Genomic DNA, 13,054 nt, shown 5'->3' with positions numbered 1-13,054 from the left:
AGAAATATACGTATAAAGGTTTGACATAATTTTCAATTATTTTTAGAGTAAACACTATGTGTTTGTAAAATTATAACAAGAGACGAAATGCTTAACGGTTGAATGAGGAAATAATAATAAATAAAAAAGATGAAATGAGGGAGGATTTATGGCGGTTACAATAAAAAGAAGAACAGGCATGATTGGGATGGGCTCAAAAATAGATTTAAAAGTAGATGGGCAGCTTGTGACTAAATTAAAAAATAACGAAGTTTACCAAGTAGATGCTAAAAGTAAGGAAATGAAGGTTAAAGTAAATCAATGGTTTTTTGGCAGTCCAGAAAAAAGTGTAACGGATGGTCAGACGATTGAAGTAAAAACAAATATGATGGCTATTTTATTATTCTTTGTTTCGTTTATTTTCCTATTTGCAGGCAGTTTTACGAGTCAACCCATTCTATTAGTTTTAGCGTTAGCGCTAATAGTCTGTACGATAGTTTTTGGTGGTAAGGGATGGTTTTCAATAGTCCAAGAATCTCAAGGCTAGAAAGCAATTTTTCGGAAAGTTAAAATATTTTCAAAAAAAGACAGAAAAAAATACAAAATTTTGGTTTTATTTGGTTTTTAATAGGGTATCAAATTAACAGCTTCACAAAATTTACTAAATAATGTAAAGCAAAAAGTTTTAAACGAATGGAATGGATATCATTTTGATAGGTTTCTGGTTGATTAATAGTATCTAGGTAAAAAGAACCGAACAACCCTGTTTGATTTTCCCGACTAACAACGTTTTTTGATGGAAATTATCTCAATATTTAGGGCTTAATTATCAATTATTGGAAAATATTCCATTGTACGTTGACATTTTTTTACCTGTTCCCTTAGCATTTGTAGATGAAGGAACAATTGATTCAATCAAATTCCTGCTAAAAGGTGTCTAAAATTATATTTTTGAGGAGATGATTTCATGTCACAAATTAGAATGACCCCTGAACAACTGCAATCGAAAGCAAAAAGATATGGTCAAAGCTCTCAGCAAATTGACCAAATTCTTAGAGATTTAACAAATCTTCAAAATGAACTAAGAGGCGAGTGGGAAGGTCGCGCTTTTGAACGCTTTGACGACCAGTTCAGAGAATTAGAGCCTAAGGTTAGAGATTTCTCACAACTAATGCTCGAAATTGAGAACCAGTTAACGAAAACAGCAGAAGCGGTTGCTCAACAAGATGAAGCGTTATCGCGTAATTTTGGTTTAAGATAAGTAAAAGGTATAGACATAGCCACGTTATCTAAACTAGTTAGTAATCGTGAATGAATGTCGAAGTTGAGCTACATGACAAATGTTATGTAGCTCGCTTAATGACTGTAAGTATTACCATCATTTCGGTATTGGTTATAGCTTTGCTCATAAATGTTATTTTAAGATTGAATTAGCAGGGGTTGAAGGAAAAATGAAAACATTTGATAAAAGATGGTTAGTTTTCTTAGTGTTAATTATTGCGCTAGCATCTGGTTTATCTTATCTTGCTTTAAATCAAGAGACGGATACTGCAGAGCCAGCTGAAGTACAAACGATGTCTGTAGCTCTAGTTAATGAGGATCAAGGAGCTGAGTTTAACGGCACTCCGTTGGCTTTTGGTGAAGCCTTTGTACAAAGTATAAATCGTAATAATAATCATGATTGGTATGTAGTAAGTCGTGGAGTCGCAGAAAGCGGAATCCAGAACAATACATACGATATGATGGTTGTCATTCCTAATGATTTTTCAGATAAAGCTTTATCTATTGATTCTGAAAATCCTGAACAAGTAATACTTGAATATAAAATAAATGCTTCTGAGAATGTCAGAGTGAAAGAAGAGGCTGAGAAAACAGCTAGTAATATTCTAAATGACTTTAATCGTCGAATTATTGACGTATACTTTGCGAGTGTCATTGGTAATTTACAGGATGCTCAAGATAATATCTCTGAAATTATAGCTCAACAATCTGTATACACGAATACATACAATGAAAGCATTTATCAGCCATTAGCAGGCTATACAGATCAATTTGGTTATATAAAGGACAATACTCAATTATCAAAAGATAGCTTTGGTGGATTCGAAGAATTGATGGAATCCTACGAAAATCAGCTAGTTGAAAACACAGAGCTTGACCAAAACTATTTATCTAGCTTAGAAGACGCATCACAACTGAAAGAAAGCAATAATACAAATATTTATTCATTTCAAGATTCATTTAATCAATTTTATCAAGGGCTGGTCTCGGGTGACGTTGAGCGCCAGCTGCAAAATTTACAAACGGCTAACAGTCAAATAAATGAACAGTTCCAAGGGATGCAAGCTAATAATCAAAGAAACAGTGTAGCTTTTTTAAGCACCGCTAATCAAGAACGAAATATTGTAAGTCATGCGGTTGATTTAAGAAATCACTTACGCTCGTCTTTGCAGCAGGTAGAGCAAATGCAAAGTAGAGTACAAAATATATTAAATCCAGAAGAGCCTGATAGCTTAAGTGGTAATATTCGTAATAGACTAACGGCTATTTTGGAGGATGCATTTGAAAATGATGAGCAATTAAGTATTAATTCTTTGTTTGAAAATCCAGATCAAACGGTAAGAGGAAGAATTAATGAACAAATTAAACAGCTCCCTTCTTTAAATCCTGATGATTTCACAGGCTATGGTCTCCCTGAAAGAACAGTGAGAGAAATCCTGAATGTTATTGCGGTAACAGAAAAGTATAACAGTGAGTTTGAGTATATTCGTCCTGAAAATGGCGACCCTGTGCTTGGAGAAGAAATCAATCGTTTAGTTAATCATTTAAGAGGTAATGGATTGAGCGTTAGTGATACAGTCAGATTACCGAAAAATGAAAAAGACGGTCAGATTTTCACTTTAAATATTCCTGATAAATATGAACTTCGTTATTTAGGTATTCAATTACCGGGCCATGATGAAGGTAATTATACGTTTACTTATTTACGCAATAATGAAATTTTACTGCCAACGAATGAAAAAGGAAAAATGACCGTTAATGTCACATTGAGATTAAAGAACGATCAAGAGCTTGATGATATATATAAGCCTATCAAATGGGGTTGGAACTTAAAGCAGGAAGATTTGACAAATGTCGATGAGCCTGATGAATATGCATATCAAGGAGTTACACCACTATTAGTATCCAATACGACTGCTGAACAATCAGAAGATCCAGAAGATAATCAAGAGCCAGAAAATGAAAATGAAGCCGATAATGGCACTGAACCAGAGAATGGTAACCCTGTAGAAGATGTTGTCGATGAAGATGAGAATGGTTCTGATCCTAATGAAGATGGCGAAAATGGTTCAGAAGGTGAAAATGGTCAGAATCCAAGTCCAGGTAAGCCTGGAAATGGAGAAGGTGACTCAGATGATAACAACTCCGAATTACCTCCAAGAGAAGAAGAGGAAGACGAACAGGAGGAAGAGGAAGAAGAGCCAGAACCAGAGCGAGTTGTCGTCATTAATAATCAGATATCTCATGAAATTCTTTCTCCTATTGAAAACTTAGATAATACGACAAGAACATTAATTAATACAGTGGCTAATACGATTAGCTCCTATCAACAGCTTCTTTCCTCGTATGAAAGCTATTTTGGTTTAAACATGAGCCATCATAGATTACTAGGGTTTTTGGAAGAGAGAACATTAAAACAAATAGGTGAGCAAAGAGAAGATTCTTTATATAACCTTTTTAATGTTAAAGAAATTTCTGGATTATTAACCGATTATATTACGAATCAAATCGTGGCAAGCATAACGGAGGAAATTGCAAGACCGTTAACAGCCTTTGAACAACAAATTGACCAATATCGTCAGCAAATTGTTCAAGCAAATGATGGAATGGATCAGCTGGCAGAAAAAATTGCCGCTACTTCTCAACAAGCCTCTGTACTAAATGAGAGCTTAAATCAAACCTTAGAGGATGTAGCAAGGTGGAGAGAAGAAACGGTTCAGCTGTTAGAAGCACAGGGTGATATTCAAGCAAGCGCGGACGAGGAACAAGCAGCTATGCTGAATTTAGGAAGTGAGTTCCAACCATTAATGATGTCTAGTCAATCATTAGCTGATCAGGCGCAAAGTAATCTCAATTCGGCTGAAACAGTTTATCAAACATTTGAAACGATCGATGAGCAAGCTGACAGTATTCAACAGAGTGGTGAAAGCATTGTTACTGAAGCTGAAACATTGTCGATTGATTTAACAAACAAGTTGTTTGAAGATCAAGCTTTTGCCGATAATTTTGCTAATGTGTTTGATAATAGTCGGATTGGTGACAGACAGAATGAAAATTTATATGATTTTCTTTCTAATCCTGTCAGAACGAGTAATCAAGGAACGATTACATCTAGTAATGCCTTTACTCCATATTTCTTAGTCCTAATTTGTTCGATAGTTGTACTGTTTACGGCTTATGTGATTTCAACCATTCATCAAAAAAGGTTAAGTGCCGACCAGTTTGCAGCTGAAAAATCGATAGTGGGTCGAAATACACCTATAACTCTCATTACGGCTGGAATAGGTATTCTTGAAGGTATAGTTATAGGAATCGTATCAAGCTATTACTTACCAATTAGTGATTTGAATATGCTGCAATTAACGATGGTGATGGTTTTACTTGTTACAAGCATGCTACTTCTTTCTACTTATTTACTAAGACAAATGAAGATGATAGGTATGTTTATTCTATTAGTTGTACTGAGTATGTACTTATTCTTTACAGATGCATTAGGTGTAGGTGTAAGAGGACTTTCTGCTATTGAGCGTTTCTCACCTCTACAGTATGTAGAATCGTTGCTTTCGGATATGGTACAAGGAACAGCTAGTTTATTTGCTGCTAGTTTAATACTCATTGTATTAATTGTAATAGGAGTTTTTACGAACCTTTTTGTTCTGATTCGTTCAAAGAGAGAGGAAGATTTAGGTAATGAAAACCGAGCTGAAGCCAGTTAAATTAATGCTTGGAATCACTATCATTTTGCTGATGCTGCCAATGGCAGTATCAGCAGAGGATAGTAATGAAAATGATGAGTCTAATCAACGAGGTAGTCTCCAATGGCAAATCGACCGAGTAAACAGAGATAGAGATAAAGGAACGGAATATATACAAACAGAGTTAGAAAGACGTTTTCCTTCTTTGTTTAAGGAAGAAACAGAGCAACAAATTGACCGTAAAATGGAAGAAAATGAAGATCAATTACTTAAATTGCAGCAGTCCTTATTTACTGAAGAAAAGCCAGAGCATAATTTAGCTATCCAACAGGTAAGAGAATCTCTATTTTCAGAAGAATATACGGCAGTTGCATCTAGAAGCTCCCAAGAAGAAGAAGAGGGAGGCTCGATGTCGAGTAATGTTATTTTAATAGCATTATCAGCAGTAGCTTGTTTTTTAGGCGCTGGTCTTTATTTAATGATGAGAAGAATGCTAGATTAGGAGTTAAAAGATGGTAAACAATACTCATATTAATGTAACCATTGATTTTAGCCAAAGAGTAGAAGGTGGAAAGGTTTATGACCTTAGAATTCCTACTCAACTAACGGTTAAGCAATTAATATTAAATGTAACTGATACGCTAAATATTGAGAATAGCAACTCGAAATGCTCAATTAAGGTTGTAACCAAGAATTTATTAATAACTGATGATGACCATCTAAAAGATTACCCCGTAACAGATGGAGATGTTCTCGTCGTTTTATAAATGTAACAGATAATAGCTGTTTAAGTGATGAAGGAGCAATTAGAGATGAACGATAAAACGATAGAATTTGACAATCTTACTTATAAGTATGCAATGGATGATGATTATTGGGAATTAAAAATGCCTAAGTCACAAACGAGTGTAAGAGATATAAGGCAGTTAGATATCTCGATAAACCCTTCTGATTTATTTGTCCCAATGAGTATTAAAGAAGACGAAGATGCTTTTTTATTCTCATATGATGTTAAAGGTAAAAAAACATGGGAAAAAATTGTGAAGTTAGAGCGCAACGAGAAGCTTAGGCTATTAAGTAACATGGGTAAACTAGAATCTTATCTTTCGAGTAGAGTTACGTTTTTTATTCATCCTGATAACCTTGTTTTTGATGATAATTTACTTCCAAATGTTGTACATCGAGGTATTCGTAATTTAGTGCCCCCTATTGAAATGGATGAGGAAGTGTTTTTAAAGCAATATAAATGTTATATTATTGCTCTTTTTTCAAAGAAATTTAGCTTTGATGAGCTCTATCACGGCTCGCTAGAGAATAATTGGGAAACGGAATTTGAGAAATCTGTTAGTCAATTTACGACTCTTGCTGAATTAAAAGGTTTCTTAATAAATAGCTATGAAAAAGAACAAAAGAAATCGAATGAAACCACTATGCTCGTTCCAATTAAGAAATTTCGACTGTATAAAACTCTTTCCATATCAATGATTGTACTCTCAGTTCTTCTGGCTGCTCCTTTAATGTACTATGGCCTATTAAATCATCCTTTTCAAAATAAGTTACTTGATGCTCATGGGGCTTATTTAGCTTCTGATTACGGAGAGGTCATTTCTACTTTGAGCGGAGAGGATCCTGGAAAATTCCCCAATCATTCAAGGTATATCCTAGCTCATTCCTATATTAATGTTGAAAGTTTATCTGAGCAAGAAAGAGCATCGATCTTAAATAATATTAGCTTAAGAAGTGATCGACACTATCTTCTATATTGGATTTATAACGGTAGAGGGGAATTCGAGGAGTCGTTAGAAACGGCTAAGTATTTAGATGATCCTCAGTTGATTATATATGGTCTTATCAAAAAAATAGAACAAGTAAGAAATAATCCTAACATGACTGGTTCAGAGCGAGATGAAGAATTGAATCAACTGCAGACAGAATTAAATCGGTATATAGAAGATTATGAGCTAGAGCCGAATGAGGAAGGTCAGCTTAATCAACCAATCGAGGATACAGAATCGATTGATGTAATGAATGATTCAGAGGCAGCTCCAGAAGATGACCCAGCTAGTAATGAGAACCAAGACCAGCAATCAGAACCAGAAGATGATGAAAATGCAAATGAAGAGGATGATTAAATCCCGTTCAACCTATAGATTGGATAAGAGAGGATCGTGTAGATGGCTATGAAATTACTAATCATTCATTATAAAAATCAAATACATAAATGCCATTTATCTCTAGAGCGTTTAATTACAATTGGAAATACATGGTCTAACTCTTTGACTTTTTTAGAATTAGACAGAGAGCTAACGATGAACTGGGATGGAAGCTCCCTTTTCTATGAAAAAGAAGAAATTGTCGAATCCTTTTCCTTACAAATTTCTAATGATGAAATGAACATTTATTTGTTGAATACGGACTCAACTAGAATATTAGATTTGACGAGATACTCTACTGTAAGTCTTGGTCCTGAGGCTTTTAATGATATAGCTATTAAAGGCTGGAACGCAGACTTAGTTATAGCTCAAATCGATGATAATCATTTCCAACTGCAAGTTGAAGCTGGAAATGTGTTTCACAATAGTTTGCTAATCGATGAAAAAGCCGATCTGAAAATAGGAGATCAGTTGTTTGTTGATGGAGTTTTGATGACTCTCGGTGAAGGCTGGATTGAGATTGTCACCTTAAAAAACGTTCAATCGAAATTAGTTGAGATGGTCTATGTCGAGAAAAAATACGATGGAGAATATCCAGATTATCATCGTTCTCCTCGCATTATTTATAGAGAGCCAGAAGAGGATCGAACGATTGCAAAGCCATCCAATAAACCAGGTAAGCCGAGTGAGCAGCTAGCAAGAACGATAGTACCGCCATTAGTTATGATTGCAGCAATGGTAGTGATTTCCTTAGTACAGCCAAGAGGGATATTTATTATCGCGATGCTTGCTGTAACGATCTCAACCATTATATTTTCGGTAACTTCTTATGTGAAAAGCGTAAAAAAGTACAAAGCTGATATGAAGGAAAGAGATGTCACCTATAAGGAATATTTACAGCGGAAGAAAAAAGAGCTTTTTCTTGTGACAGAGGAGCAACGGCATTCATTACAGTACCACTATCCTGATGTTATACAGGTTAAGGATATGGCTGTGAATGTTCAAGAAAGAATTTATGAAAAAACAATGTATCATCATGATTTCTTAAATTTCCGCGCCGGTATAGGGGAAGTAGATACAAGCTTTAAAATCGATTTCCGAGACGAGGAGTTTAGTCAAGAAAAAGATGAACTGATAGATATGGCTAGGGAGCTATTAGAAAAATATAAAAAAGTATCAAATGTTCCAGTTGTCACTTCATTAAATATGGGGCCAGTTGGTTATATCGGTCATAGAAGCCTAGTTTTGGAGCAGCTACAGCTGTTAGTTATGCAGCTATCTTTATTCCATAGCTATCATGACCTTCAATTCATTACGATTTTCCCCGAGGAAGAGAAAAATCAGTGGGATTGGATGAGATGGCTACCTCATGCTAGTATGCGTGATGTCAATGTGCGTGGTTTTGTTTATCACGAACGCTCAAGAGATCAAGTATTATATTCGCTATATCAAATTATGAAAGAACGAAAACAAGCAGTTGATGAAAAGGGACAGAGTAAGGAAAAGTTATACTTTACCCCTCATTTTGTTGTATTGATTACAGATGAGAAGCTTATTTTAGACCATACCATTATGGAATTCTTTAATGAGGATCCAAGTGAATATGGTGTCTCGCTTATTTTTGTTCAAGATGTACTAAGAGCGTTGCCTGAGCATGTACGAACGGTTATAGACATTCGTGATGCGAAAGAAGGAAAGATTATTTTAGAGGATAGTGAGCTAGTTAATAAATCGTTTAAACCAGACCATTTTCCAAAAGACTTTGATAAAGAGCTTGTCTCTCGTGCTTTGTCACCTATTAACCACCTCCAAAACCTAAAAAACTCTATTCCAGAAAAAGTTACTTTTTTAGAGCTATATGGAGTGGAAAGAGTAGAGGATTTAGAAGTATCAAGGCGTTGGAATGTGAACGAGACTTATAAAAGCTTAGCAGTCCCATTAGGATTAAGAGGGAAGGAAGATTTAGTACAATTAAATCTACATGAGAAAGCACATGGACCGCATGGTCTTGTTGCAGGTACGACAGGTTCTGGTAAATCGGAAATTATTCAGTCATATATTTTATCTTTAGCTGTTAATTTTCACCCGTATGAGGTTGCTTTCTTGTTAATCGATTACAAGGGTGGAGGAATGGCAAACTTATTTAAGAATATGCCACATTTGTTAGGAACCATAACGAACTTAGATAAAGCTCAATCGATGAGAGCACTTGCTTCTATCAAGGCTGAATTACAGAAGCGACAAAGGCTGTTTGGTGAATATGATGTCAACCATATTAATCAATATCAAAAGCTCTTTAAGCAAGGAAAGGTAAGTAAACCAATGCCTCACCTTTTCCTCATTTCAGATGAATTTGCTGAATTAAAAGCGGAACAGCCTGACTTTATGAAGGAGCTTGTATCAACAGCTCGAATAGGACGATCATTAGGAATCCATTTAATTTTAGCAACACAGAAGCCAAGTGGAGTAGTGGATGACCAAATTTGGTCAAACTCGAAATTCAAGCTAGCTTTAAAAGTTCAGAATTCAAGTGATTCTAATGAAATTTTAAAAACACCGGATGCTGCTGAAATAACGTTGCCTGGTCGAGCCTATTTGCAGGTAGGTAATAATGAAATATATGAATTGTTTCAAAGTGCTTGGAGTGGAGCGGATTATATACCTGACAGAGAAGTTCAAGATTATGTAGATACAACCATTTATGCAATTAACGATTTAGGACAATATGAAATTCTAACACAAGACTTAAGTGGACTGGACCATAAAGAACAGGTCGAAAAGGTGCCAACTGAGCTTGATGCAGTCATAGACCACATTGCTACTTATACAGTGGAACATCAAATAGAACCGCTAGAAAGACCTTGGCTACCACCGCTTCCTGAAAAAATTTGTCCAACTGATATTGAGGATATTGATTATCTTGATGCATGGCAGGAGCCTAAAAAGCCTTTAAGAGCAACGATTGGTTTGGTCGATCAGCCTGAAATGCAATCACAAACACCTTTAACGGTTGATTTAAGTAAGGATGGACATATGGCCGTATACTCTAGTCCTGGATATGGAAAATCAACATTCCTTCAAACGGTTGTATTAGGTTTAGCCAAAAAGCATAACCCAGAGCATTTACATGTATTTTTATTAGATTTTGGTACTAATGGTTTGTTGCCATTAAAAGATGTCCCCCATGTAGCGGATACGATTTTAGTGGATGAAACAGAAAAGGTTGAGAAATTTGTAAGACTACTTTCTAGCAATATGAAAGAAAGAAAGCAACTGCTAAGCTCCTTTGGCGTGGCGAATATTTCGATGTATGAAAGAGCAAGTGGAAAGACTGTACCTAATATATGTATTGTCATTGATAACTATGAATCCGTTCGTGATATGGATTATGTCGAGGAATTTGAGAGAGTGATTACTCAAGTTGCTAGAGAAGGGGCTAGTGTAGGATTACATCTAGTCATCAGCTCAGGAAGACAGAATTCAATGAGAATGCCTTTGTTATCTAATATTAAAACACAAATACCATTGTATTTAATTGAAGCATCAGAAGCTCGCTCTATCATTGGAAAAACGGATATAGAGGCGGAAGAGATTCCAGGAAGAGGGTTAATTAAGCTAGAAGATCCGGCCTTGTTCCAAACAATTTTACCTGAAAAAGGTGAGGAATCACTAGAAATTATTGATTCTATTAGAAATCTAGCTAAGGAAATGGATGATAACTGGAAGGGTAAAAAACCAGAGCCTATTCCAATGGTACCTGAAGTACTTGATTTTAATACGTTTATGGAATGGGAAAAAACTCAAGAAATTGTCTCTAGAAAAGAAGTATCCATTGCAGTAGAGATGGTAGATGTGCAACCTGTCGCTATTAATCTACAAAAAGAAGCACCATTAAAAGTAATAGCTGACAACGAAATGAAAATGAAAGATACCATTGAAAATCTAATCGATTCCTATATAGCGCAAGCTGATACTGAGGTAATCCTCATTGATAATGAACAATATAACTATTCTCATTATTCAAGTGCTAATTGCAATTATGGAGTTGGTAAGGACTACTTTGAACAAATCTTTGACAACATTAATTCTTGGTTTACTAGTAGAAAAGCCGCTGTTAGTGAATTGAGAAAAAATAATGCATCAAATGATGACATCCAAAATTTATTTGCGCAAATGAACTCTGTAGTGATTCTGATTACTGATTATTCAATCCTTAAGAACACATTGAGTCGAACAGTAGAAGAGGATTTTATAACCATTCTACGACAAGCAAAGGAATATAAAATTGGCGTTGTTTTTGCAGGTGCGATCGCATCCTTTGAAGGATATGACGACTTATCTAAATTCTTAAGAGACTCAGGTTCGACGATATTGTTTACAGAGCTGAAAAATCAAAATTTATACAGTGTTTCCAACCGTGTCTTATCTGAGAAAAACCTTGAACAATTTGAAGCCTATTATATTGTCAACAACATGCAAACCAAAATTAAAACAGCCAAAAAAGGAGGCGAAGTTTATGAACGTGTTTAATGTGAATGATTTGCTAGTATGTTTAAATGAATCAACGATTAAAGATAAAGTTTTTGTTTCAATATCGGTTGATGCTGGCTTTTCATCGAATAGACTTTCAGTCGGAGAGAAAGAGGTCATAATCGGCTCCGCGGCTGTTAAGGTGTTTTTTAACTATATAAAATCACAGGTTAAAACAAAATACGATTTTCAAATTGATTGTGATGTGACAACAAATACTTCTAGTTTTTTTTGGGAAACAGATTCTAGTAAGTACAAGGAAGAGATACAGAATGTGATAGACGAAATTCTTACATCTGATATCGATGTAAACAAATTAATGACTGAAAAAGAAATGACTATTACTCGGTTTAAAGAAAATTACAAGCATTTAGAGTTTCGTGGCCGGATGAAGATGTTGGAATTTACAGATGCTAACAAAAACTTCAACTTTAAGGAGTTTTCTAACGACTTGCTAGAAGTAGATGAAGAGAAAGTACGTTTAATGCGAGAAACTTTATGTTTTCCTAATAGTATGTTTTTGTTTGTTCACGGTGATGGGGAAAGAGAAGTTCTTGAGCAGCTGACGATTCCTACTCATGAAAATAAAGATATTGGCAAACTATTTGAGCAAGTGCAGTGGGCTTTTCAGAAGGATGTTGTCTTAAATAAAGCTTCTAAAGGTAACTATCAAATGGGAAGTATTAAATTTGAGAGGTCACCAACAGAAACTGATTTAACAGCTGAACACGCTGTACTATCAATGATTGGGGAGATTTTATTTGAAGGTAGTCACGAAGTAAATGTGGACCCAATGGATGTATCTCTAAATTACTTTAAGAGCCCTATAAAAGAGTATAAACATGATGTGTATTCATGTATAACAGAGGAATCGGTTGAAAAAGCAAAAGTAAAAATAAACAAGAAGCTACAGCATTTAATCGTTAATAACCAAAAGGAATTTGTTTTAATGGCTGGAACCTTCTACATGAATAAGGTGGATATTTTTGATTGGATGCAAGTAATGACCACCCTTGAGCATCATCAAATTCTATCATTCCTAAAAGAAAGAGATTATAAAATTAGAGAAGGGTATTTAAATTATTATAAGGAGGAGAATAGGTATGTCGTCTAAAGAAATATTTATTGATCCAATGAATTATGATAAAGAGGCGGACGCTTTTCAGAGCACTACCTCAGCAATAGAATCAGGAAATGTCATTGATGTGGCAGCAATTAAGAAAAAAACCTTACTTAGCTCAATGGATACGTTGGAATCTATTATTGAACAATATAAACAATGTGTAGATGAATATGTACAGCTATCTACAAAAGACTATCAAGAAATGAAGCGATTAAAAGAAGAGTGGGTAAATGCAGATTCTACGATTGCAAATAACACTGGATTTGGAAGTGGAAGCGGGGGGGCATTTTAGA

At 35.1% G+C, this 13,054-nt stretch carries 9 protein-coding genes; all 9 read left to right on the top strand.

The window, feature by feature from the left end:
* The first annotated feature begins 148 nt into the window (after positions 1-148).
* The 9 genes from AZF04_RS19385 (at position 149) to AZF04_RS19345 (ending at position 13,053) form a co-directional block, all read left to right on the top strand.
* On the top strand, positions 149-526 hold the full coding sequence (locus AZF04_RS19385) for a hypothetical protein (RefSeq protein ID WP_061950204.1): 378 nt from the start codon (positions 149-151) through the stop codon (positions 524-526).
* Between the two features lie 420 nt (positions 527-946).
* Complete coding sequence (locus tag AZF04_RS19380; protein ID WP_045483517.1) at positions 947-1,240, top strand: WXG100 family type VII secretion target; 294 nt, start codon at positions 947-949, stop codon at positions 1,238-1,240.
* Positions 1,241-1,430: 190 nt separating this feature from the next.
* Positions 1,431-4,976 (top strand): type VII secretion protein EsaA, encoded by a 3,546-nt coding sequence (gene esaA / locus AZF04_RS19375; protein ID WP_061950203.1) that lies wholly within the window; start codon positions 1,431-1,433, stop codon positions 4,974-4,976.
* Positions 4,951-5,457 (top strand): type VII secretion protein EssA, encoded by a 507-nt coding sequence (gene essA, locus AZF04_RS19370; RefSeq protein ID WP_061950202.1) that lies wholly within the window; start codon positions 4,951-4,953, stop codon positions 5,455-5,457. The genes esaA and essA overlap by 26 nt, the downstream gene beginning before the upstream one ends.
* A 10-nt stretch (positions 5,458-5,467) precedes the next feature.
* Positions 5,468-5,722 carry an EsaB/YukD family protein gene (locus AZF04_RS19365; protein WP_061950201.1) on the top strand — a complete coding sequence of 85 codons (255 nt, stop codon included), beginning with the start codon at positions 5,468-5,470 and terminating at the stop codon, positions 5,720-5,722.
* Between the two features lie 45 nt (positions 5,723-5,767).
* Entirely contained in the window at positions 5,768-7,087 is a 1,320-nt protein-coding gene (gene essB, locus AZF04_RS19360; RefSeq protein WP_061950200.1) for a type VII secretion protein EssB, read from the top strand.
* Positions 7,088-7,129: 42 nt separating this feature from the next.
* Positions 7,130-11,638 carry a type VII secretion protein EssC gene (gene essC, locus AZF04_RS19355; RefSeq protein WP_061950199.1) on the top strand — a complete coding sequence of 1,503 codons (4,509 nt, stop codon included), beginning with the start codon at positions 7,130-7,132 and terminating at the stop codon, positions 11,636-11,638.
* Complete coding sequence (locus AZF04_RS19350) at positions 11,625-12,752, top strand: hypothetical protein (RefSeq protein ID WP_061950198.1); 1,128 nt, start codon at positions 11,625-11,627, stop codon at positions 12,750-12,752. The genes essC and AZF04_RS19350 overlap by 14 nt, the downstream gene beginning before the upstream one ends.
* Positions 12,742-13,053 (top strand): hypothetical protein, encoded by a 312-nt coding sequence (locus AZF04_RS19345; RefSeq protein WP_061950197.1) that lies wholly within the window; start codon positions 12,742-12,744, stop codon positions 13,051-13,053. The genes AZF04_RS19350 and AZF04_RS19345 overlap by 11 nt, the downstream gene beginning before the upstream one ends.
* The last annotated feature ends 1 nt before the right edge of the window (position 13,054 follow it).

It is taken from the genome of Alkalihalobacillus trypoxylicola, assembly GCF_001590785.1.
Lineage (GTDB): Bacteria > Bacillota > Bacilli > Bacillales > Bacillaceae_D > Alkalihalobacillus > Alkalihalobacillus trypoxylicola.
The sequence above is the reverse complement of the archived record's forward strand: the minus strand, read 5'-3'. Positions and strand labels throughout refer to the sequence as shown.